The organism is Nocardioides psychrotolerans (assembly GCF_943371775.1).
GTDB classification, from domain to species: domain Bacteria; phylum Actinomycetota; class Actinomycetes; order Propionibacteriales; family Nocardioidaceae; genus Nocardioides; species Nocardioides psychrotolerans_A.
Map to the genome: position 1 here is coordinate 59,284 of NZ_CALRWD010000002.1, position 22,540 is coordinate 81,823.

Annotated in this window: 20 protein-coding genes; 11 read left to right on the plus strand and 9 right to left on the minus strand. The window is 71.7% G+C overall.

Features of this window, described 5'->3' with window-relative positions; translation table 11 throughout:
* Positions 1-2: 2 nt before the first annotated feature.
* Together AAG827_RS01145 and AAG827_RS01150 are read left to right on the plus strand one after the other, a co-directional pair.
* The gene (locus tag AAG827_RS01145) at positions 3-1,106 is read left to right on the plus strand and encodes a citrate synthase 2 (protein ID WP_341923935.1); all 1,104 of its coding nucleotides are present in this window, start codon (positions 3-5) and stop codon (positions 1,104-1,106) included.
* On the plus strand, positions 1,094-1,660 hold the full coding sequence (locus tag AAG827_RS01150; protein ID WP_341923936.1) for a GNAT family N-acetyltransferase: 567 nt from the start codon (positions 1,094-1,096) through the stop codon (positions 1,658-1,660). Before AAG827_RS01145 ends, AAG827_RS01150 begins: the two co-directional genes overlap by 13 nt.
* On the opposite strand, the gene AAG827_RS01155 is transcribed toward AAG827_RS01150, so the two are convergent.
* The 4 genes from AAG827_RS01155 to AAG827_RS01170 form a co-directional block, all read right to left on the minus strand.
* Complete coding sequence (locus AAG827_RS01155) at positions 1,657-2,232, minus strand: hypothetical protein (RefSeq protein ID WP_341923938.1); 576 nt, start codon at positions 2,230-2,232, stop codon at positions 1,657-1,659. The genes AAG827_RS01150 and AAG827_RS01155 overlap by 4 nt on opposite strands.
* An 86-nt stretch (positions 2,233-2,318) precedes the next feature.
* Complete coding sequence (locus tag AAG827_RS01160) at positions 2,319-2,750, minus strand: hypothetical protein (protein ID WP_341923939.1); 432 nt, start codon at positions 2,748-2,750, stop codon at positions 2,319-2,321.
* A gap of 95 nt (positions 2,751-2,845) precedes the next feature.
* Positions 2,846-3,442, minus strand: a complete 597-nt coding sequence (locus tag AAG827_RS01165; RefSeq protein WP_341923940.1) for a hypothetical protein — start codon at positions 3,440-3,442, stop codon at positions 2,846-2,848.
* A complete protein-coding gene (locus AAG827_RS01170; RefSeq protein WP_341923941.1) occupies positions 3,442-3,945 on the minus strand; it encodes a GNAT family N-acetyltransferase in 504 nt (167 codons plus the stop codon). Before AAG827_RS01170 ends, AAG827_RS01165 begins: the two co-directional genes overlap by 1 nt.
* A gap of 104 nt (positions 3,946-4,049) precedes the next feature.
* Between AAG827_RS01170 and serC the strand changes: the two genes are divergently transcribed.
* Entirely contained in the window at positions 4,050-5,174 is a 1,125-nt protein-coding gene (serC, locus tag AAG827_RS01175; protein WP_341923942.1) for a phosphoserine transaminase, read from the plus strand.
* Here the strand turns inward: serC and AAG827_RS01180 are convergent.
* The 5 genes from AAG827_RS01180 to AAG827_RS01200 all read right to left on the minus strand — a co-directional run bounded on the left by AAG827_RS01180 (position 5,161) and on the right by AAG827_RS01200 (position 12,573).
* The gene (locus AAG827_RS01180; RefSeq protein WP_341923943.1) at positions 5,161-6,165 is read right to left on the minus strand and encodes a DNA topoisomerase IB; all 1,005 of its coding nucleotides are present in this window, start codon (positions 6,163-6,165) and stop codon (positions 5,161-5,163) included. The two genes, serC and AAG827_RS01180, sit on opposite strands and share 14 nt — an antisense overlap.
* A 49-nt stretch (positions 6,166-6,214) precedes the next feature.
* Complete coding sequence (locus AAG827_RS01185) at positions 6,215-7,216, minus strand: hypothetical protein (RefSeq protein WP_341923944.1); 1,002 nt, start codon at positions 7,214-7,216, stop codon at positions 6,215-6,217.
* The gene (locus tag AAG827_RS01190; protein WP_341923945.1) at positions 7,216-8,457 is read right to left on the minus strand and encodes an SAM-dependent methyltransferase; all 1,242 of its coding nucleotides are present in this window, start codon (positions 8,455-8,457) and stop codon (positions 7,216-7,218) included. Before AAG827_RS01190 ends, AAG827_RS01185 begins: the two co-directional genes overlap by 1 nt.
* Before the next feature lie 82 nt (positions 8,458-8,539).
* Complete coding sequence (locus AAG827_RS01195) at positions 8,540-11,308, minus strand: FAD-binding and (Fe-S)-binding domain-containing protein (RefSeq protein WP_341923946.1); 2,769 nt, start codon at positions 11,306-11,308, stop codon at positions 8,540-8,542.
* On the minus strand, positions 11,305-12,573 hold the full coding sequence (locus AAG827_RS01200; protein ID WP_341923947.1) for a hydroxyacid-oxoacid transhydrogenase: 1,269 nt from the start codon (positions 12,571-12,573) through the stop codon (positions 11,305-11,307). Before AAG827_RS01200 ends, AAG827_RS01195 begins: the two co-directional genes overlap by 4 nt.
* 76 nt (positions 12,574-12,649) lie before the next feature.
* Here AAG827_RS01200 and AAG827_RS01205 point away from each other — a divergent pair, with 76 nt between their 5' ends.
* From AAG827_RS01205 to AAG827_RS01240, 8 genes are read left to right on the plus strand one after another with little or no spacing between them, the layout of a single operon-like run.
* Positions 12,650-13,840: a cellulase family glycosylhydrolase gene (locus tag AAG827_RS01205; protein WP_341923948.1), complete on the plus strand. Its 1,191-nt coding sequence runs from the start codon at positions 12,650-12,652 to the stop codon at positions 13,838-13,840.
* A 59-nt stretch (positions 13,841-13,899) separates the two neighbouring features.
* The gene (locus AAG827_RS01210) at positions 13,900-14,154 is read left to right on the plus strand and encodes a hypothetical protein (RefSeq protein ID WP_341923949.1); all 255 of its coding nucleotides are present in this window, start codon (positions 13,900-13,902) and stop codon (positions 14,152-14,154) included.
* Positions 14,151-16,325, plus strand: a complete 2,175-nt coding sequence (locus AAG827_RS01215; RefSeq protein WP_341923950.1) for a glycosyltransferase — start codon at positions 14,151-14,153, stop codon at positions 16,323-16,325. Before AAG827_RS01210 ends, AAG827_RS01215 begins: the two co-directional genes overlap by 4 nt.
* Positions 16,322-18,070 (plus strand): hypothetical protein, encoded by a 1,749-nt coding sequence (locus tag AAG827_RS01220; RefSeq protein ID WP_341923951.1) that lies wholly within the window; start codon positions 16,322-16,324, stop codon positions 18,068-18,070. The genes AAG827_RS01215 and AAG827_RS01220 overlap by 4 nt, the downstream gene beginning before the upstream one ends.
* Positions 18,067-18,828, plus strand: coding sequence for a hypothetical protein (locus tag AAG827_RS01225; protein ID WP_341923952.1), 762 nt, complete (start codon positions 18,067-18,069; stop codon positions 18,826-18,828). Before AAG827_RS01220 ends, AAG827_RS01225 begins: the two co-directional genes overlap by 4 nt.
* A complete protein-coding gene (locus AAG827_RS01230; protein WP_341923953.1) occupies positions 18,825-20,012 on the plus strand; it encodes a hypothetical protein in 1,188 nt (395 codons plus the stop codon). Before AAG827_RS01225 ends, AAG827_RS01230 begins: the two co-directional genes overlap by 4 nt.
* Positions 20,012-21,445, plus strand: coding sequence for a substrate-binding domain-containing protein (locus AAG827_RS01235; RefSeq protein ID WP_341923954.1), 1,434 nt, complete (start codon positions 20,012-20,014; stop codon positions 21,443-21,445). The genes AAG827_RS01230 and AAG827_RS01235 overlap by 1 nt, the downstream gene beginning before the upstream one ends.
* A complete protein-coding gene (locus tag AAG827_RS01240; protein ID WP_341923955.1) occupies positions 21,442-22,539 on the plus strand; it encodes a hypothetical protein in 1,098 nt (365 codons plus the stop codon). The genes AAG827_RS01235 and AAG827_RS01240 overlap by 4 nt, the downstream gene beginning before the upstream one ends.
* Position 22,540 lies beyond the last annotated feature (1 nt).

Here is a 22,540-nt window from a genome sequence, read left to right on the forward strand (position 1 = left end):
CCATGACCGAGGTTCACCACGGACTGGAAGGCGTCGTCGCCTTCGAGAGCGAGATCGCCGAGCCCGACAAGGAGGGCTCCGCCCTCCGCTATCGCGGCGTCGACATCGAGGACCTCGTCGGGCGCGTCCCGTTCGAGAACGTCTGGGGCCTGCTCATCGACGGCTCCTACGACCCGGGCCTCCCGCCCGCCGAGCCCTACAACCTGCCGGTCCACACCGGTGACGTCCGCGTCGACGTCCAGGCCGCTGTCGCGATGCTCGCGCCGGCCTTCGGCTTCGGCCAGACGTACGACATCACCGACGAGCAGGCGCGCGAGGACCTCAGCCGCGTTGCCGTCATGGTGCTCTCCTACGCCGCCCAGTCGGCGCGCGGCCTGCAGCAGCCGGTCGTCCCGCAGAAGCTCGTCGACGAGGGCGCCACGCTCGCCGAGAAGTTCCTGATCCGCTGGAAGGGCGAGGCCGACCCCAAGCACGTGCACGCGATCGACGCCTACTGGTCGTCGGCCGCCGAGCACGGGATGAACGCCTCCACCTTCACCGCGCGCGTCATCACCTCCACGGGTGCCGACGTGGCCGCCGCGTTCTCCGGCGCGATCGGCGCGATGAGCGGCCCGCTGCACGGCGGCGCCCCCTCCCGCGTGCTCGGCATGATCAGCGACGTCGAGGAGTCCGGCGACGCGTCGGCCTACGTCAAGGGCCTGCTCGACCGGGGCGAGCGCCTGATGGGCTTCGGCCACCGCGTCTACCGCGCGGAGGACCCGCGTGCGCGCGTGCTCCGCCGCACGGCCAAGGAGCTCAACGCTCCCCGCTACGCCGTCGCCGAGGCGCTCGAGCAGGCCGCGCTGGCCGAGCTGCGCGAGCGTCGTCCCGACCGCGTGCTCGAGACCAACGTGGAGTTCTGGGCCGCGATCGTCCTCGACTTCGCCGAGGTGCCGCCGCACATGTTCACCTCGATGTTCACCTGTGCGCGCACCGGTGGCTGGTCGGCGCACATCCTCGAGCAGAAGCGCACCGGTCGCCTGATCCGCCCCTCGGCGATCTACACCGGCCCCGCCGCCCGCAAGGCCGACGAGGTCGACGGCTGGAAGGCCGAGTGGGTCGGCTGAGCCTGCCCGAGCTGCACTCCGAGCGCCTGGTGCTCGTCCCGTTCGCGGACGCGCACCGGGCGCTCGTCGTCTCCCTCAACAGCGACCCCGACGTCATGCGGTTCATCCGCGGGCGCGCGGCGACGCCCGAGGAGACGCTGGCCGAGTGGGACGTCCGCACGTCTGCGCGGACCGACGAGGCCCGCGGGCTGGGCTACTGGGTCGGCCGCGTGGACGGCACCTTCGTCGGCTGGTGGTCGGCCAGCTCGTTCGCCGACGACCGCACCCGCTCCGGGCTCGGCTACCGGCTGCGCCGCGGCGCCTGGGGCCACGGCCTCGCGACCGAGGGTGCCCGGCTGCTGCGTGACCACGCCTTCGCGACCCCCGGCGTCGAGACCGTCGTCGCCTCGACGATGGCCGTCAACACCGCCTCGCGCGCGGTGCTCGAGAAGATCGGGCTGCGCCACACCGACACCTGGGTGCGGCAGTGGGACGAGCCGGTCGACGGGTGGGAGCAGGGTGACGTGGGCTACGAGCTCACGCGCGGCGAGTGGCAGGACCTGACGGCGTCCTAGCGTCGCAGCCGTCCGTCGTACCAGCTGGTGTTGCCCCAGCCGCCCCTCCGCGACAGCGAGACGTGCAGGTGGTCGCGGTGGCGCAGGGTCTTGCTGCACCTCTTCTTCGTGCGGCACGACGAGGAGAGGTAGGGCTCGGGGCGGAAGCCGTCCCAGGCGCTGTACATCCGGTCGTTCCAGATCACGTACATCACGCCCATCCGCCTCGCCCAGGCATCGGTGTTGCCGCCGTGGTCGGTGCGCCGGATCCGCTCGAGGAAGCGCGCGGCCCGGGCCCGGTCGCGGGCATTGGCGGCGTCGAGGCGCCAGTCGAAGGCGCGGCCCTCCTGGTGCTCCGACGTGCTGTCGCTGCAGCGACGCGAGATCGAGCCGAAGCCACCGCCGTAGTGGCGCACCAGCCAGCGCCCGAGGTAGACCGTGCCGGGCTTGGCCTTCGGCGAGCAGGTCGACTGCGGCGCGTAGGACGCGTAGCCCTCGATCGGTCGGGCGTGCGCGGCGGCCGGCACGAGGGTCGCGACGAGGGCGGCGAGCGTGGTGAGCAGCGTCGCCGTGAGCAGGTGGTTCCGAGACATCCGCAGAACCTACGTCGGCCCCTGCGACCTGTCAGGGGAACGCCGTGAGGTTCATCCGTTCGGACATCCCAGGCGTTCCTGGGACGTCAGGCGACGGCCACGGCGTCGACCAGCCGCAGACCGGGACGCAGCAGCGGCTGCGTGCCGTTGAAGAGCTCGAAGCGGAAGAAGCCGGCGCCTCCGCGCAGCACGCCCGACATGGTGAACGGCTCGCGTCCGACCTCGCGGTCGCCGTCGTGCCTCACCAGGGAGGCCGACGCGACGAACCACGCCGTCCGTCCGACGACGCGGACCCAGGTGTCGTGGACGTCCCAGCCGACGGCGAAGGGGTGCTCGAGCACCTCCGCCAGGAGGAGGGTGAGCTCGCGGGTGCCGTGCGCCTGCTCGAGCAGGTCCTCCCCGAAGATCGCGCCATCGGGGACGAAGCAGGCGACCGCGCCGTCCAGGTCTCGCGCCCGCAGGCAGCCCTCGAGCCGCTCGAGGGTGTCGATGAGGAGCTGGTGGGGGTCGGTGAGCATGAGGTGGAGCCTTTCCCGGGGGAAGGTGGGTGAGGCGAGTGTGCTCCGTCGGCACCCGTCCGTCGGGCACCTTCACGCGGACCCGACACAGGGGTCTAGACCGCTCCGGGCCTACGTCGGGTCCGCGCGAGGTAGGCCGCGCCCCGCGGGGAGAGGTCGTAGCCGACGTCGAAGCTGCGCGTCAGCCCGAGGTTCTTCAGCTTGCGCACGTCGATCTTGAAGGGGTCGCGCTCGCGGCCCACCTCCTCGGCGAGGTCGGGTGCGCGCACGTGCGGACGCCGGGCGACGAGGGCGAGCGTGGTCATCGTCCAGGGGCCGTGGCTGCTGGCCCGGTCGAGCCGCTCGAGGCGGGCGTCGATGGCGGCGACGTCCTCGTCGGTGAGCCGGTCGTCCTCGCGCAGCGCGATGCGCGGGTCCTCCCCCACCCACGACAGGACGACCCGGTAGGTCGCGAGCGTCTCGTCCCGGGCCAGCCGCGAGCGGAGCCGGTCGGCGTCCGGGTAGCCGGCCAGCACCGCCTCGGCGTCGGTGATCGCGTCGGCGTCGACCACGTCGACGGCCCCGACCAGCACGACGCCGGCGACGGTCCTGAAGGTCGTGCCGGGCTTGACGTCCTGGCGCTTCCAGCGCCGGAAGGCCAGCGTCACCGAGCCGTCCTTGACCCCGTGGGCGACCTTGGGTGGCAGCAGCATCAGCCGAGCGCCTTGGCCAGGCAGCGGTTCATCGGGGAGTCGCGGTAGTGCCCGAAGCCGGGCACGGTGACGTAGCCGGACGACTCGTAGAGCGCGATCGCCTCCGGCTGAGCGGTCCCGGTCTCGAGCACCATCGCCCGAGCACCGGCTGCTAGGGCGGTCTCCTCGAGCCGGGCGAGCACGACGCGCGCGTGCCCCGCGCCGCGGGCGAGGGGGACGACGTACATCCGCTTGATCTCGCACGTCTCGGTGGTGCCGAAGGCCTCGACCGAGGACCGCCGCCACGCACCGGTCGCCACCGGTTCGTCACCGACGTAGCCGACGAGGAAGGTGCCGTGCGGCGGGTCGAACATGAGGGGGTCGACCGGCGACTCGTCGCGCCCGCCGTAGCGCACGACGTACTCCTCCTGGACCTGCTCGATCAGCCGCGTGGCGTCGGGATGGCCGTAGCCGACCTGCTCGAGCCGCAGCGTGCTGCCCTCGGTCACCGGGTGCGTGTTCACAGGAGGCCTCCGATTTATCCCGCGCGCAATCGTGCTGACACACTAGAGCCACCTCTGACAGCGTCGTCAGCGCCCACCACCGACTCCACTCGGAAGGTTGCCTCGTGTCCGACGCACTCCAGATCCCCGCCGACCTCCTGCCCGCCGACGGCCGTTTCGGCGCGGGCCCGTCGAAGATCCAGACCGGCCACCTGGACGCCCTCGCGGCGACCGGCGCGTCCCTCATGGGCACCTCCCACCGCCAGGCACCGGTCCGCGACACCGTCGGCCGCGTGCGCGAGGGGCTCGCCGCCCTCTTCGAGCTGCCCGACGGCTACGAGGTCGTGCTCGGCAACGGCGGCGCCACCGCCTTCTGGGACATCGCGACCTACGGCCTGATCCGCGACAAGAGCCAGCACCTGACGTTCGGTGAGTTCTCCTCCAAGTTCGCCTCCTGCGCCAAGGCCGCGCCGTGGCTCCAGGACCCGACCGTCATCTCCAGCGACCCGGGCTCGCGCCCCGAGCCGGTCGCCGAGGACGGCGTCGACGTCTACGCCTGGGCCCACAACGAGACCTCGACGGCGGTCATGGCGCCGGTCGTGCGCCCGGCAGGCACCAACGCCGACGACGCCCTCGTGCTCGTCGACGCGACCTCGGGCGCCGGCGGCCTGCCGCTCGACGCCAGCCAGGTCGACTGCTACTACTTCGCGCCCCAGAAGTGCTTCGCCTCCGACGGCGGCCTGTGGCTCGCGCTGATGTCGCCGGCCGCGCTCGAGCGCGCCGCCGAGATCGCCGGCTCCGGTCGGCACGTCCCGGCCTTCTTCGACCTCCCGACCGCGATCGACAACTCCAGCAAGAACCAGACCTACAACACCCCCTCGGTGGCGACGCTCTTCCTGATGGCCGAGCAGCTCGACTGGATGAACGCCAACGGCGGCCTGGCCGGCATGGTCGAGCGCACCACGGCCTCCTCCGACGCGCTCTACGGCTGGGCGGAGCGGACCAGCTGGGCGACGCCGTACGTCGTGGACCCCAGCCACCGCTCGCTGGTCATCGGCACCATCGACTTCGACGAGTCGATCGACGCCGCGGCGGTCGCCGCGACCCTGCGCGCCAACGGGATCGTCGACACCGAGCCCTACCGCAAGCTCGGGCGCAACCAGCTGCGCATCGCGATGTATCCCGCCGTCGACCCCTCCGACGTCGAGGCCCTCACCGCCTGCATCGACTACGTCGTCACTGCGTCCTGATCAGCCGGAGGGTCGCGCGCTCGAGCGCGGCCTGACGGGCGTCGGTCGTCTCATAGGCGCGTCGGGTGGTCGCGCGGATCGTGCGGCCCTCCTCGTAGGCCTCGACCACGCGCGGGTCGACGTAGGACGACCGTGCCAGCGTCGGGGTGTTGCCGAGGAAGTCCGAGACCTCCTTCATGGCCCCGGAGACCGCGCGCTTGCGTGACGCCTGGGTCTCCCCCGGCTCCTCGGTCTCGGCGAGCGCGGCCGCCGCGAGCACGGTCGCGTGCCAGGTGCGGAAGTCCTTGGCCGTCGCCTCGAGGCCGGTGCTCTCGCGGACGTAGGCGTTGACCAGGTCGGGCAGCACCGACCGCCACGACCGCTTGTCCTGGTAGGCCAGGAGCCGCAGGTCCTTGCTGCGTCGACGCCTCATGATGTCGACCGCCTCGATGACGGTGGCGTCGTCGATCTCGATGCGGTGGTCGACCCCGGACTTGCCGACGAAGCTGAAGACCAGCACGTCCTGGTGCCGCTTCACGTGGCGTCGCTCCAGCGTCGTCAGACCGAAGCTGCCGTGGGTGTCGGCGTAGACGTCGTTGCCGATGCGGAAGTAGCCCAGGTCCAGCAGCCGCACGGCGACCGCGCACGCGCGCTGCATCGGCATGCCCTCGCGACCGAGGTCGGTGAGCACCAGCTCGCGGGCCTTGACCAGGGCCTTGCCGAACTCCAGCATCCGGTCGAACTTCTCGGCGTCGCGACGCTCGCGCCAGGCCGGGTGGTAGAGGTACTGCCGCCGGCCGGCGTCGTCGGTGCCGACGGCCTGGAGGTGCCCGTTGTCGTGGGGAGTGATCCACACGTCCTGCCACGCCGGCGGGATCACCAGGTCGCGCACCCGCTGCGCGTCCTCGTCGGGCAGACGGGCGCCGTCACCGTCGAGGTAGACGAACCCGCGGCCGGCTCGGCGACGGGTCCAGCCGGGCTGGTCGGGCGACGTACGGCGCAGACGGGGCACCCGGAGACCCTAGGGCCGACCACCCCGCGTGCGGATCACCCCGATGGGTCTATCGACGACGCAACGAGAACATCAGCACCACGATCGCGCCGAGCCCCAGCAGGCCGGTGAGGAACCACGGCCAGAACGGGCGGTCCGTCGACGTGGTCTCCGGCAGCTCCAGGCCCTCGCGGCTCTGGATCCCCGGGAAGGGTGCCTCGGACTCGCTGGCCGGCGGAGCCGTGACAGCCTGCGGGGAGACGACCTTGCGCACCAGCGCCGGCAGCGTCACGTGCAGGACCGCGGTGAACTGCCCCTCAGTGCTGACGAAGACCTCTCCGTCGCGGTCGACGGCCAGGCCCTCGCCCTGGTCCTGCTCGGGCAGCTCGAGCTCGGCGACCGGCTCCAGCGAGGGGAACGCGTAGACGACCGCGCGACCGTAGTCGCGCAGCACCAGGTGCTTGCCGTCGGGGAAGAAGGCGCCGTCGGTGGCGATGGAGAGCACCGGCCCCACGGGCTCGAGCCGGTTGGCCCGGTCGCTCCTCAGCTGCTCCGGTGCGGCATAGAGGGTGCCGCCGAAGATCTCCTTCGACGCGACGTAGACCCGCCGGGTGACCGGGTGCACCAGCAGCGTCTCGGCGTCGCGAGGACCACCGGGGTAGGTCACCTCGAAGGTCTCCGCCTCGAGCGACCGGTCGCTGCGCTGCACGGGGACCCGCAGCACCGAGACCGAGTCGCGCTCCCCTGCGTTGTCGCCGATATCGCCGACCAGGACCTCGTCGCGGTCCCAGGGTGCCAGCGCCTCGACGTCCGTGGCCTCACCCCAGCTGGAGACGCCGACGGTGTCGCCGCCGCCGTCGTTGGCCGCGACCGCGAAGAGTCGCCCCTCGTCACCGGAGTCGTTGACGGTGACGAAGAGCCCGTCGGGCATGACGACCAGGCCGCTGGACTCCACGATCCGCTCGTCGGTGAAGGAGAACTCCACCTCGCGCTCCTGCGCCGGCACCGAGGCCGCCCCCAGCGCGAAGGGCACCACCATCGCGCCCGTCAGGAGCCGCTCGAGCAGGAGCATCATCGCTCAGGTGGGGCCAGTGGTGGGGCCACTGATGGGGCCAACAGCTCGGCCAGCTTGGGCGTGATCCCCCACGTGTTGACGAGCGCGTCGTACTCGTCGCGGACGCCGCCACCCTTGACCGGGCCACCCGACCGCACGGCGCGCAGCAGCGTGTTGCGCGGCGTGTGCTCGCTCTCGACGAACTCCACGACGTCGACGCGATAGCCCTGGAGCCGCAGCAGCGAGGCCCGCAGCGCGTCGGTGAGGGTGTCGGCGAAGCGCTCGCGCAGGATCCCGTGCCGGGTCAGCATGGCGTACGGCGCCGGGGTCGGCGCCTTGCGCAGCTGGGCGGCGATGTCGTGGTGGCAGCAGGGCGCGGCGAGGACCACCGGCGCCTCCCAGGCGACCGCACGGGCCAGCGCCTCGTCGGTGGCGGTGTCGCACGCGTGGAGCGCGAGGACCACCTCGGGGGCGGGGTCGAGCTCGGCGCCTGCGATCGAGCCGACGACGAACTCCGCGTCCATGCCGAGCTCGCGCGCGACGGCGCTGTTGTGCTCGCGCGACTGCTCCTTGACGTCGACGCCGACGACGCGGACGGGCAGCTGGCGCACCTCGGTGAGGAAGCGCTGCGCGGCGAAGGTGAGGTAGGCGTTGCCGCACCCGAGGTCGGCGATGCGCAGGGGGTCCTCGGCGGTCGGCTTGCGCAGCCGGCCCTTGGCCCGGGCGTCGGTGAGCGTGTCGTCGAGCTGGCGGAGGAACTCCTCGACCTGGCGGTACTTGGCCTGGCGGCTCGGCTTGAGGCGACCCTGCTCGTCGGCGAGACCGATCGCCCGGAAGACCGGGTCGTCCTCGCGCAGCAGCCGCGGCTTGTCGCGGTCGTGGCCGCGGTCGGCCTCGACGGCCTCGGCGCGCGAGGTCGTGTGGACCAGCGCCTCGAGCTTCTTGGTGACCCGCACCTGGTGGCTCTCGGTGGTGGTCTCGACGTGCCAGTTGCCGAAGGGCTCGTCGAGCAGGCCGTCGACCGCGTCGCGGGCCTCGTCGCCGACGGCGTGGTTGGACGTGTGCGCCTGGGTGTCGTCGTAGGCCACGACCTGCAGGTGCGGCCCGGCCTTCAGGTCGACGTAGCGCAGCTCGACGCGGCGCCAGCGGGGCACGTCCTGGCCCTTCTGGCGACCCGACGCCACGGCCCGGACGAAGGTCTCGGGGTCGAGCACGTGGGAGCGCATCCGGGTCAGCACGCGCAGCAGCGGCTCGCTCACCGGCTCACCACCGACGCGACGACGACGAGCAGCAGCAGGCCCACCAGGGCCACGGGGATGACCAGTCGACGGGTGCGTGGGTTCACCGGGTGATCCTAGAAGCCAGCAGCTCTGCCAGGTGCATCGCCGGGACGCCCGCGAGGTCGTCGAGCTGCACCCGGCAGGACAGCCCGTCGGCCAGCACCACCGCGTCGGGCGCCGAGCGCACCGCCGGCAGCAGGTTGGTCTCCGCGATGGCGACCGAGACCTCGTAGTGCCCCTGCTCCATGCCGAAGTTGCCGGCCAGGCCGCAGCAGCCGGCGACCTTGGTCACCGTCGCGCCGGCGGACTTCAGCAGGCGTGCGTCGGCCTCCCAGCCGAGCACCGAGGCGTGGTGGCAGTGCGGCTGGGCCACGACCTCGACGCCGGTGAGGTCCGGCAGCGGCCAGGCCAGCTTCTCCCAGAGCTCGGCCAGCGTCAGCACCCCGCCGGCGACCTCGACGGCGCGGGGGTCGTCGCTGAGCTCGACGGCGTCGCTGCGCAGCGTGGCCAGGCACGAGGGCTCCAGGCCCAGGACCGGCACGCCGGAGGCGACGTACGGCGCCAGCGCGGCGACCGTGCGGCCCATGATCGTCCGGGCACGGTCCAGCTGCCCGGTGGTGACCCAGGTGAGCCCGCAGCACGCGTCGTCGGGGATGACCCGCGCGGTCAGTCCGGCCGCTGCCAGCACCTCGATCACAGCGATGCCGGACGCGGGGTGGAAGTGGTCGGTGAACGAGTCGGCCCAGATCCACACGTCGGGGGTCGTGACCGCGTCCTGCGAGCGGACCGACCTGCGCAGCGTCCGGGGGGCGAAGGACGGGATCGAGCGGCGCTGGTCGATCCCGGCCGTGGCCTTGGCGAGCCGGGCGACCGGGCCCAGCTTCATCAGCCGGTTGGCGACGCCGGCGAGCGGCGCGGCCTTGTCGGCCCACATCGGCAGCCGCCCGAGCGTGTAGTGGCTGCGGGGCCGGCGCTTGCCGCGGTAGGTCTGGTGGAGCACCTCGGCCTTGTAGGTGGCCATGTCGACGCCGGTCGGGCAGTCCGACGCGCAGCCCTTGCAGGACAGGCACAGGTCGAGCGCCTCGTGGACCGCCGGGTCGGCGAGCCCCTCGACGAGGGTGCCGTCGAGCGCCTCCTGGAGCACCCGGGCGCGGCCGCGGGTGGAGTCCTTCTCGTCCCGGGTGGCCTGGAAGGACGGGCACATCACGCCGGCCGTCGAGGCGGCCACGCACTTGCCGACCCCCGTGCACCGGTGCACGGCGTCGCCGAGCGAGCCACCGTCGTGGGTCATCCGCAGCAGCGGCACCACCGGCAGCCGCGGCCGGCCGGGACGCAGGTCGGCGTCGAAGGGCGCCGGAGAGACCAGCACCCCGGGGTTGAGCAGGTCGTCGGGGTCGCAGATCGCCTTGACCGCGCGGAAGAGCGCGATCGACTCGGCGTCGTACATGAGGGGCAGCAGCTCGGAGCGGGCGCGCCCGTCACCGTGCTCGCCGGACAGGGAGCCGCCGTGCTCCCGGAGCTTGTGCGCGCTGGCGACCAGGAAGTCGCGGAAGACCTGGCGTCCCTGGTCGCCGTCGTGGAACGGGAAGTCGATGCGCACGTGGACGCAGCCGTCACCGAAGTGCCCGTAGGGGACGCCGTCGAGGCCGTGCTCGCGCAGCAGCTCGTCGAAGTCGCGCAGCCAGGCACCGAGCCGGGCCGGAGGGACCGCCGCGTCCTCCCAGCCGGAGTAGGCCGGGGTCCTGAGGCTGCGGGCCGCGAGGCCTGCCCCGTCCTCGCGGATGCGCCACAGGTCGGCGGCCTCGGCCGCGTCGCGCACCCGGCGGGTGCCGAGCGCGCCGGAGACCTCGGCGAGCCGCCCGAGCAGTGCCTCCGACTCGGGGCCGGAGACCTCGACGAAGAGCCAGCCGGCGCCGGCCGGGAGCTCGGCCACGGGGCGACGGGCGCGGACCAGGTCGACGATCCGGGCGTCGATGCCCTCGCACGCCACGAGGCGGGCACCGGAGTCCGTGGGCCCACCACGGTCCTCGGCCGCGAGCAGTGCGGGGACGGCGTCGGCCGCCTCGATCATCGACGGATAGCCCAGCACCAGCAGGTGCCGCGCCTCGTCGGCGACCAGCGACACCGTCGCCTCGCGGACCAGGCCGAGCGTGCCCTCGGAGCCGGCCATGAGGCGATCGACCCGGCGGCCGTGCTCGGGCAGCAGCTGCTCCATGCCATAGCCGCTGACCTGCCGCGAGAACTGCCCGAAGCTCGTGCGCACGTGGGCGAGGTGCGCGTCGGTCAGCTCGGCCAGGCGGGACGACACGTCGGTCTCGCCGGTGCCGAAGAGGACGTCGAGGTCGACCACGTTGTCGGAGGTGCGGCCATAGCCCAGTGCCCGGGAGCCGCAGGCGTTGTTGCCGATCATCCCGCCGATCGTGCAGCGGGTGTGGGTCGACGGGTCGGGCCCGAAGCGCAGCCCGTGCGGGGCGGCCGCGGCCTGGAGGTTGGCGTGCACGACCCCCGGCTCGACCCGCGCCGTGCGCGCCTCGGGGTCGATGCCGACGATCCGGTGGAGGTGGCGGGCGACGTCGACGACGATGCCCTCCCCCACCGCGTTGCCGGCGATGGAGGTGCCGGCGCCGCGCATCGTCAGCGGCACCGACGCGATGCGCGAGACGTCGAGGATGGCGGCCAGCTCGTCCTGGTGCCGCGGTCGCGCGACGACCTGCGGCACGACCCGGTAGAGCGAGGCGTCGGAGGAGTAGAGGGCGCGCGCCAGCACGGAGTCGTCGACGTCGGTGACGCCGCGGCGCCGGAGCTCGGCGACGAGGTCGGGAGCGCTCACCAGTGCTCTATCGAGCCCTGGAAGACGGTCGCGAGGTCGTCGTCGGTCACGGGCTTGGGTGCCGTGGCGAGCAGGCGCTGCTGCTGGAGCGCCCCGGCGACGAGGTCCCCGACGTCGCCCTCGCCGAAGCCGACCTCCCCGAGACCGTTGGGGATGCCGATGTCGCGCATCAGCCGGGCGAGCACCCCCGGCAGCACGTCTGGCCCCTCGGCACCCGCCGGCAGGTCAGGCTCGAGGAGCCGGGCTGCGTGGAGGTGCCGCTCGGGAGCGGCGTCGAAGGTGAAGCGGAAGGCCTCGGGGGCGGTCAGCGAGACGGCCATGCCGTGCGGGACGATCGCCTCGTCGTCGGGGTAGCCCTCGGGACGGAAGGTGCGCACCCGCCCGGCGATCGGGTAGGCGTTGGCGTGCGGGATGTGGACACCGGCGTTGCCGAAGCCGAGCCCGGCGAACGTCGCGGCGAGGGCCATCTGCTCGCGGGCGGTCGTGTCGGAGCCGTCGCGGACCGCGGCGCGGAAGGAGCCGGCCAGCATCGACAACGCCTTCTCGGACCAGACGTCGGCGACCGGGTTGGCTCCGCAGTAGGGCACCCGCTGCTCGGGGCGCTTGGCGTCGAAGTCGGCGTACCACCGGGCGGTGTAGCTCTCGAGGGCGTGGCAGAGGATGTCCATGCCCGAGGCCGCGGTCACCATCGTCGGCTGCGTGAGCGTGAGGGACGGGTCGACCACCGCCAGACGCGGTCGCAGCAGCGCGTGGCTGATGCCGGTCTTGACCTTGAGCGCGAGCACGTCGAGCACGCAGATGGTGGTGCTCTCGCTGCCCGTGCCGGTCGTGGTGGGCACGGCCACCAGCGGCAGCAGGGGGTTGATCGGCGCCCGGGCCTTGCCCACGGGGGCGTTGATGTAGTCCATCAGCACACCCGGGTTGGTCGTCAGCAGGTTGACGGCCTTCGCCGTGTCGATCGCCGACCCGCCACCCACCGCGACGATGGCGTCGAAAGGGCCGGCGTCACGGGCGAAGGCGATGGCCGCGTCGAGCGACTCGTCGGTCGGCTCGACCCGCGCTCCGTCGTACGTCGTGACCGTCAGGTCGAAGGCGGCCATCTGGTCGGCGATGCGCGCCGGGTGCCCCGTGGCGGCGACGCCCGGGTCGGTGACCAGCAGCACCTTTCGCGCACCCCAGCCGGCCAGGTCGTGGCCGATCTCCGCCGACGCCCCCGATCCGAACTTGAGGGCGGGTGAGGCGTAGGTGAAGACGGTCTCGGTCACGACCTCAAGATATCCAAGAGACCCCACCCACCGGTGCCCGCGGCCCTACGATGAACGCCGGAGAGGGGGGCCTTCCATGTCGTTGGTGACGCGCTGGGCGCTGGCCGTGGCGCTGCTGGTCGGTCTCGGCAGCGGCGCTGCGGCCCTGACCCTCGCCGACGCCGGGGCCGGCCAGGGTGGCGGCGGCGTCCCCGCCCCCCGCCCCGTCGTGGACCACCAGCGACTCGTCGACAGCCGCACCGGCCGGGAGTTCGTGCCTCGGGGCGTCACCTGGAGCAGCTTCGAGTACGCCTGTGCCCAGGGCTGGGGCCTCTCGATGCTCGACCTGGCGCCCGGCGCCGACCCGGCCGCCGACGAGGCGGCCTCGATCGCGGCCTGGGGCGCCACGACCGTGCGCCTGCCCCTCAACCAGGACTGCTGGCTCGGGACCCGGGGCGCGCCGGTCAGCGACGCCCAGGACGAGCGCACGACGCAGGACTACCGCGCCGCCGTCGGCGGATTCGTCGACACCCTCAACAGCGCCGGCCTCGTGGTCGTCCTCGACCTGCACAGCCGCAAGCGCTTGGGCGCCGACGAGTACGTCAGCCTGACGATGCCCGACTCCGAGTCGTTGGTGTTCTGGTCGTCGGTGGCCACCGCCTTCCGTGGTCACCCCTCGGTGCTCTTCGAGGCCTTCGACTCCCCCGGGTCCCGCACGGACGCGGCCGATCGCCGCGTCCTCGAGCCCACCTGGCTCTGCTGGCGCGACGGCGGGTGCGAGGCACCCGTCGAGGACGGTGACGCTCCGCCCCACGGGGGCCTGACCTTTCCCGCGCAGGGCATGGACCGGATCGTGCGGGCCATCCGCGACGCCGGCGCCCCCCAGCCGATCCTGCTCCCGGGGCTCGCCGACGGCACCGACCTCACCCACTGGCGCGAGCTCGCGCCCGAGGACGACCAGCTCGTCGCGGCGTTCCACCTGGACGGCACCGGCGCCTGCGCCGACGCCCGCTGCTGGGACTCCGTGGTCGCGCCGCTGGCCGACGTGGTGCCCGTGGTCACCACCGACCTCCGCCCCACCGACCCCCGGGGCGGCGACCTGGCGTCCTACCTCGCCTGGTCCCGGAGGCACCAGGTCGGCACGCTCTTCTGGGTCTGGGCCGCCCACGACGACGAGCCGGTGTCACTCACCCGTGGAAGTGGGAGCACCCCCTCGCCCTACGGCGAGCTGGTGCGCTCCTTCTTCACGGGTTCTACACGAAAGCCCTGGTCAGAGCCCTCTCGGTAACACCCAACTGTTACCCCGACGTGGGTCCGGCGTAGGTGCCGGTCCGAGACGATGGACGCATGACAGTCCAGACGTCCGCGTCACGTCCAGCCGGGAAGTCGGTCGGCGCCGCTTCGGTCGGCGTGCTGCTGACGCTCGTCATCTTCGCCGTCGTCTTCCTGGCGTTCCTCATCGCACCTCTCCTCGCGCTGCTGCTGGCCTTCGTCGCCTACACGGTGATGCGTCCCCGCGCGCACAGCACCACGTCGTCCGGTCCGGGCAGCCCCGCAGGCTCCGGTCAGGCCGCCTCCGGCTTCGGGGCAGGCGCCCAGTGACGACCCCTCAGACCCAGGCCCAGCCCCAAGCGCAGGCGCACGCCACCACCCGCACGGCGGTCCGCACCGCGACCCGCATCGGCGACGGCGTCGACGCCGACGTGCGCCACCTGATCCCCGAGGGGATCTGCCGCACCTTCCGGGTCCTTCCCTACGGCGAGGAGGACGGCACCGTGCTGGTCGCGGCCGCCGACGCCGACGACGCCATCACCGAGCAGGTGGTCGCGGAGCGCATCGACCGACCGGTGCTGCTGGTCCGCCACACCGTCAACGAGATCGTCGCGGCGATCGACGAGGCCTACCCTCCCGTCGAGTCCGAGGTCGAGACCGCCGAGGCACGTCGGGCGCGGATGCAGATGGCACAGATGCTCACCCGAAGCGGCTTGGTCACCGCCGAGCAGCTCCAGCGCGCCATGCTGGAGTACGCGCGCACGGGCGACCCGCTGGGCGACATCCTCGTGTCCCACGAGTCGATCAGCGAGGACGTGCTCGTCGCCGCCCTGTCGGAGCTGCACCAGATGCAGCGCGTCGGCCTGGGCGACTTCGAGCCGGACCTGGAGGTGGCCCGCCGGCTGCCCGAGCCCCTCGCGCTCCGACTCCAGGCGATCCCCGTCGCGGAGACGGACGACGTCGTCCTGCTCGCGGTGGCACGCCCCCTGGTCGACGACGACGTCACCGAGGTCGAGCGGGCCCTGGGATCGCCGTTCCGCCAGCTGCTGGCCAACCGCACCGAGCTGGACCAGCTGATCCAGCGGGTCCACAGCGCCCACTACGCCGAGATCTCGACGCGCGGCCTCATGGAGAGCCGGCCCGAGTCGTCGGCCCACGTCGTCATCACGAGCACCCAGAAGGCCCTGCTCGTCATGACGATCGTCGCGCTCGTGCTGTGCGGGGTCGTCTGGCCGGTCAACACCCTGATCGGCATCGTCGGCTTCTGCAGCTTCGTCTACCTGATCGTGTCGGTCTACAAGTTCCGCCTCACCCTGCGCGCCCTGGGCACGCACCTGGAGACCGACGTCACCGACGCCGAGATCGCCTCCGTCGACGAGCGCCACCTGCCGATCTACACGATCCTCGTGCCGCTCTACAAGGAGGCCGGGATCGTCCCGCGCCTGGTGCGTGACATCAACGCACTGGACTACCCCCGCACGCGTCTGGACGTGAAGCTGCTCTGCGAGGAGGACGACGACGAGACGATCGACAAGATCATCTCGCTGCAGCTCCCGCCGCACTTCCACCTCGTCGTCGTGCCCGACAGCCTGCCCAAGACCAAGCCCAAGGCCTGCAACTACGGGCTGCAGCTCGCCACGGGGACGCACTGCGTGATCTTCGACGCCGAGGACCGTCCGGACCCGGACCAGCTCAAGAAGGCCCTGCTCGCCTTCGACCACGTGCCGGCCAACGTCGTGTGCATCCAGGCCAAGCTCAACCACTTCAACCAGGACCAGAACCTGCTGACCGCCTGGTTCGCCAACGAGTACTCCATGCACTTCGAGCTGGTGCTGCCCGCGATGGGTGCCTCGGAGTCGCCGATCCCGCTGGGGGGCACCTCCAACCACTTCATCACCTCGACGCTGCGCGAGCTCGGCGCCTGGGACCCCTTCAACGTCACCGAGGACGCCGACCTCGGCATCCGTCTGCACCGCGAGGGCTACCGCACGGCGATGATCGACTCCACCACGCTGGAGGAGGCCAACTCCAACGTCGGCAACTGGATCCGGCAGCGCTCGCGCTGGAACAAGGGCTACTACCAGACCTGGTTGGTCCACATGCGCAACCCGTTCAGCCTGCTCTCGCAGACGGGCCTGCGCGGCTTCATGAGCTTCAACCTCACCATGGGCTCCGCCTTCGTCCTGCTGATGAACCCCATCTTCTGGGGCCTGACCACGCTCTACGTGCTCACCCAGTGGGGCTTCATCGAGCAGCTCTTCCCCGGCATCGTCTTCTACGCCGCGAGCGCGATGCTCTTCATCGGCAACTTCATCTTCGTCTACCTCAACGTCGCCGGCAGCCTCCAGCGCGGGGAGTTCGGCATCACCCGCACCGCGCTGCTCTCCCCGCTCTACTGGGGCCTGATGAGCTGGGCTGCCTGGAAGGGCTTCATCCAGCTCTTCACCAACCCGTTCTACTGGGAGAAGACCGAGCACGGCCTGGACGAGGGGTCCTCATGACCGCCCAGCTCGACCAGCCGGAGCCCGACGTCGCCACGGTGCACGTCGTCACGACCCGCGAGCGCTTGGCCGGGGTCGTCCAGTCCGTCGGTCGGCGCCCGGAGGACATCGAGCGCCGCTGGTGGGAGAGCGCCCTGGTGTTCGGCCTGTTCCTGGTCGCCTACACCTGGTTCGGCTACTGGCTCGTGGTGGACATGCACGTCGTGGGCTTCGAGACCCTCGACCGGTTCAACCGCGCGCTGATGATCTGGCACAACGACCCGCCCAAGCTCTCCTCGGTCGGCTTCGACTACCCGCCGCTGACGATCCTGCTGATCTCGCCGCTGACGATCGTCCCCGCCCTGGCCAGCTCGCTGATCGCAGTGCCCCTGGCCTCCTCCGTGTTCGCCGCCTTCACGATGGTCATCTTCAACACGATGATGCGCCGAGCGCAGGTCCTCGCCCCGCTGCGCGTCATCGTCCTGGTCGCCTTCGGGCTCAACCCGCTCATCGCCCTGTACGCCGCCAGCGGTGCCCGCCACTTCATGTGGTTGGCCTTCGTGGTGGCCGCGCTCGGTGCGCTCTTCGCGTGGTACGTCACCGCCGACATCCGCTTCGTGATGATCGCGGGCCTGGCCTTCGCGATCGCCGCGCTCTCGGGCTACAGCAGCCTGCTGTGGTTCGTCGTGAGCGCCGTGATGGTGGGGGCGATCCTGGCCCGGCTCGGCGCCGACGGCACCGAGATCGAGGGCACCACGGTGGGGTTCGCCGCCCCGACGGTCTACGTCATCGCCCTGTGGTCGGCCTTCAACCTGATCCTGGTCCTCAAGCCCTTCAACTGGATCACGGCGAGCAGCGACTCGGCCTCCTCCGGCGGGCTCGAGAGCTTCTCGGCCGTCGAGCTGCTGGAGTACACCGGCAGGCTGGTCCTCTACGGCGCACCCATCGCCATCGTCGTCCTGCCCGCGCTCGTCTTCGCGGGGATCGCCCGTCGCAACAGCCTCGCGCTGTGGCTGGCCGTGATCCTCTTCCTCTCGATCATCGTCCCGGCCCTCTCGGTGGCCCTCAAGCTCACCGACTCGCCCATGGTCCTGCGCAACGCGCTGCCGATCCTGCTGTTCTCGATGATCGGCGCGATCTGGCTGGCCCGCTCCGCGGGCGACGGCGCCACGCTGGTGAGCGCCCTGCTGGTGGCGGGACTGATCATCAGCATCCCGTGGACCTTCCAGGCGATGAAGACCTACAAGTACCAGGGCCTGGAGTCCACGTTCGCCGCCGCCGTCTCGACCCGCCAGTCGCAGGAGGGCGCCACCACACCGGACGGCTCCACCGTCGGCTACGTGTCCGAGCAGGCGATGGCGACCTGGATCAAGGACAACGTGACCCTCAACAGCTCGATCCTGACCGACAACGCGCAGACGTCCGCGGTCATCCTGCTCACCGGCGACCCGGCGCTCTTCTTCGACCGTGTGGACAAGTCCGACGGCCCGTGGCTGACCGCGGCGAAGGACCCCGCGGCACACGTCGACTACATGCTGCTCTCGACCGGCTCCTCGGAGGACCTGCTCAGCAACCTCTACCAGGACGCCGTCGACGGCAGCAACGCCTTCCTCACCGAGGCCTACCGCACCGACCGCTACGTCCTGGTCAGCGTGCCCTCCGGCTTCCGCCGCGGCGCCGACTCCCTCGGCGACCAGGACCCCGCCGCCGTGTCCATCCCCGGACAGGGCATCACCACCACTCCCGTGGAGGGGGCAGACCGATGACCACCACGCACCCGGGCCAGACCATCAGCCCGCCGCCGTCCCTCGACGACATCCTGGCCACCAGTGCCAAGGACGAGCGCATCGGCCGCGTCGACTTCACCGCTCCCCTCGTGACCGACGTCGTCGAGGAGGACGAAGCAGCGCCCGCACTCCTGGCGCCCGTCGCGCCCGAGCCGGTCGTCGAGCCGGTCGCCGAGCCGGTCGCCGAGCCGGTCGCCGAGCAGGAGCCTGAGCTCCTCGTGGAGCCGGAGCCGGTCGCCGAGGAGGAGCCCCAGCCCCTGCCGGAACCGGTCGCCGAGGCCCAGATCCTGCCGGAGCCCCTGCCGGAGCCGGAGCAGCTCGCTGCCCCCGTCGACGTACCCCTTCCGCCACCGCTGCCGGCCGACTCCCTGGCCGAGGAGCTGCCCCACCTGGCCGCCTCGGTCGAGGAGGTCGCCGCGACCGTCATCGACCGCATGCAGCGCGCCGGTGAGGCGCACGTGCGTCACCTCGAGGCCGTCGAGCTCGAGACGGCGCGCCGCTGCGAGCTGGTGACGGCCCAGGCAGAGCTCGACGCCGAGCTGATCCGCCTGCACGCCCGACGCGAGGCGCACGCCATCATCACGGCGGCCCGCATGCGCACCGGTGATGCTGCCGGATCGGCCGCGGAGGGCCAGCAGCTCACCGAGATCAACACCTCCCTGTCCCGGTTCGCCGAGTCCGTCGAGACCTCCGACGCCGAGGCTTCCGTGGCCCACGACCTCCCCTCGCCGTCATGACGAGCCAGGTCGGCGGTCGCCGCGGGCGGCGCCACGCCCTCGTCGCGCTGGTCGTGGCGGGCGTTCTCACCCTCGCCGGGTGCGGCGGCGACGACGAGCCCTCCGGTCGGTCGGCGGCCGAGGTGGACGCCAGCGCCGGCACCCAGGTCACGATCGACCCGGTCACCGGCGACGGTGGCACGATCGTCACCGAGCAGCGGTTCTTCAGCGAGAAGTCCCCGTGGAACAACCGCATCGACGACAACGATCTCGATCCCGCCTCCGACGAGATGATCCGGCTCGCCAAGATCCGCGTCGGCGTGTGCGAGGAGGCCGACGCCGGCAACGACCTGCGCCTGTGTGACCGGGAGATCACCGAGGGCGTCTACATCAACACCGAGGCCTGGACCACGGCCGTCGTGGCCGGCGGCGAGCCCACCGACGTGGTGTGCCGCCAGATCAAGTGCGGTGACGGTGACGACACGGTGGTGCTCAACATCCCCGCCGACGTGGACCCTGACCCGCGCTACGACGGGTGGTTCACGATCTTCGACACCACCAGCTCGGTGGCCTACGACCTCTGGCGCGCCCGCCGGGAGGCCGACGGCAGCATCTCCTACCACTTCATGCGCGAGTGGGACCTCAACGGGACCGGCTACGGCGCTCCCCAGGTGGTCAGCGCCCGCGGGTCCGGCCTGCCGCTCTTCGCCGGGCTGATCAGCCCCGACGAGCTCGAGGCCGGACTGATCGACCACGCGTTGGCGATCAGCCTCCCCGGTCCGGCCGCCAACTGGTTCGTCCAGCCGGCGTCCTCGACCGACGGCAACGGCAACGAGCGCTCGATCCCCGAGGGTGCTCGGATCCGCCTCAAGGCCGACGTCGTCCCGCCCCGCCCCGTGGACCCGTTGACCAAGAAGCCGATCAAGATGACCGCCCAGCAGCGTCGCTACGCCGACGCCATCGTCGCGGCCCTGCGCACCTACGGGGCCATCGTCGTCGACCGCGCCGCCGTCCCGACCCTCTATGCCCAGCGGGACGTCACCGCGACCTACCTCAACGGCAACGAGCTCCAGGGCCTGCACCTCGACGACTTCGAGGTCGTCCGGCTGGGCAAGCGCTACGAGTACCCCCCGGAGGACAGCGTCGACGAGAACGGTCTCGTCACCAGCCCGACCGGCAGCACCACCAGCCAGGGAGCCCAGTGATGAGCAGCACCCGTCGGACGCACGCCCTCGTCGCACTCCTGATGACGGCCCTGCTGGCCCTGAGCGCCTGCTCGGACCAGACCCCTGAGGCGACGGACACCGTCGCCCAGCAGGAAGCGGCGCGCTACCGGCAGAACACCGACGAGCAGGAGCTCATCAACAAGCGCAACGCCGAGCTGCCCAGCCGTCCCGGCGGTGTCGTGGACATCGAGGGATCCAGCGGCTCGCTGACCGCCGAGGCGGCCCGTCGCTACGAGTTCAACGGCAGCACCACCGACGTCACCTTCGCCGAGACCGGCGAGGACCGGGCCTTCCAGCGGTTGTGCGCCGGCGAGATCGACCTGGTCGACTCCTCGCGCCCGATCAGCCGCGCCGAGTGGGACGCGTGCCGTGCCGTCGGGCTGGACGTCGTGCAGTTCCAGGTCGCGGCCGACGCGGTCGTGCTCGCGATCAAGTCCGAGACGGACGTGGGTGGCGACTGCCTGACCACCCAGCAGGTCCAGGACATCTTCCGCGCCGGCTCGCCGGTGACCAGCTGGTCCCAGCTCGCGCTGGACGACGTGCGCCTCGAGACCGGTGGCCCGACCCCCGACAACAACGCCTTCGGCTTCTTCGGGCGCTACGTCCTGGACGCTCCCGAGCCCAGCCTGACCAACCTCCGCTCGGACTACCGGGCCTTTGACTCCGACAACGGCGCCCGCATCTGGGTCGTGGGCGACACCCGCGAGCACGCGCTCGCCGACCGCTACCCCGAGCGCGCCCGCAAGCGCACCGAGCTCAACAGCCAGCTCGAGGTCGCCGCGCAGGTGCTGCGCGACGCGGCTGCCGAGGTCAGGGCCGCCAAGGCCGAGGTGGAGAAGGGGATCCGCGACAAGCGGTCGCCCGAGGACAAGGCGCGCGACCAGCAGCGACTCTCCGACGCCTTCGTCGCCCGCGACGCCGCTCGCGACGCCAAGAACCGGGTGGCAGAGCGACGGGCCGCCGCACTCGAGCTCTTCGTCCTGGCCCGCGACGCCAAGCGCGTCATCGACGGCACCCGCGGCAACGTGGCGTTCTTCCGGTTCAGCTACTACGAGCTCTACGAGGACCAGCTGCGGCCCTTCGAGATCACGTTGCCCGATGGGGAGCGCAACTGCATCTTCCCCAGCCAGCGCACGATCGTCAGCGGTGAGTACCCGCTCGCCCGGCAGCTGCTGATCACGACCACCACCCGGTCGCTGCAGCGCCGCGAGGTCAACGAGTTCCTCACGTTCTACGTCAACCAGTCCGACAGGCTCGCGACCGACGCCCGGCTGGTGAGCCTGCCGGCCAACATCATCACCCTGCAGAACAGCTGGTTGCGGGGCGAGACCCCCGTGATCCTGGTCAGCCCCGACGAAGAGGTCACGACCCAGGCGCCGCAGCAGCAGCCCGAGGAGAAGCCGGCTCGATGAGCATCGCGTCCCGCTCCGCCACCCTGGTGGTGGCCGTCCTGACGGCCGCCCTGGCAACGGTCGGGACCACGGCCGTGCGGGCCGACGCCGACCACGGTGGGGCCCGGGTCGAGGAGACGGCACGTCTCGGGACCGTCGCGGGCGGGCCGGCCCCGCGGCTGCAGGCACGCGCGACGAGCACCGCCGTACGCCGGGTCCAGAAGGTCACCTTGAAGTGGAACGGCGCGTGGAAGAAGCAGGTCCGGACCAAGTCGGCCACCATCCCGGGCATCGGCGAGGTCACCCTGGTCTGCAAGCCCGACACCACGATGATCCGGCTCTTCGCCGCCGACCGCTCGGCCGAGACCCAGATGTGGCTGGCCAAGCACGAGGTCAAGAACCAGCGCAACGTGGTGGCGGTCAAGACCGTGCGGATCTACCGCTACGCGCACGCCTTCGACGACGGCACCGGCGGCACGGGTGCCTTCGCCCACGAGGGCCTCAACCAGGTCTACCCGATCGAGAACTACTCCTCGGGCTACGTCGACGGCATCATCAGCCAGCGCCCGGGACGACACCAGGCTGCGGCAGGGGCACCGATGCCGCCGGTCACGTCGTTCAGCCTCAACTGGTACTGGAACGGCTTCCACCATCCGGCGCAGTACCGCTTCTGCCAGTTCGACGCGGTGTTCAAGACGACCTTCCCGACCCGCCTGGGCGTCAACTGGCACGGGGAGGCCGACGCGGTCGACAACGTGCTCCAGAGCTCCCTGCTGCCCTCGATCGGGCAGCTCAACGTGCGCTGCGGCACCGACGACGACCGCGCCGGCGGCATCCAGTCGATCAGCCTCGTGCCGGACGTGGACAACGCCGACGTCTACGCCGAGATCGTGACCGGCGAGGGCGACGTCGACGACCACGTCGATCCCTTCTCTAAGGGGTTCGACCCCGAGACCGGCAAGGTCGGGCCGATCCCGATGCCTCGCAACGGCATCGTGCGGCTCTTCTTCAGAGTCGGCGGGATCGAGCGGCGCTTCATCGTGTCCTCCTACTACGTGACCAACAACGGCAACGCGCGGCTCAACCTGTGCGAGCTCGCCGTCGCGCCGTTCTAGC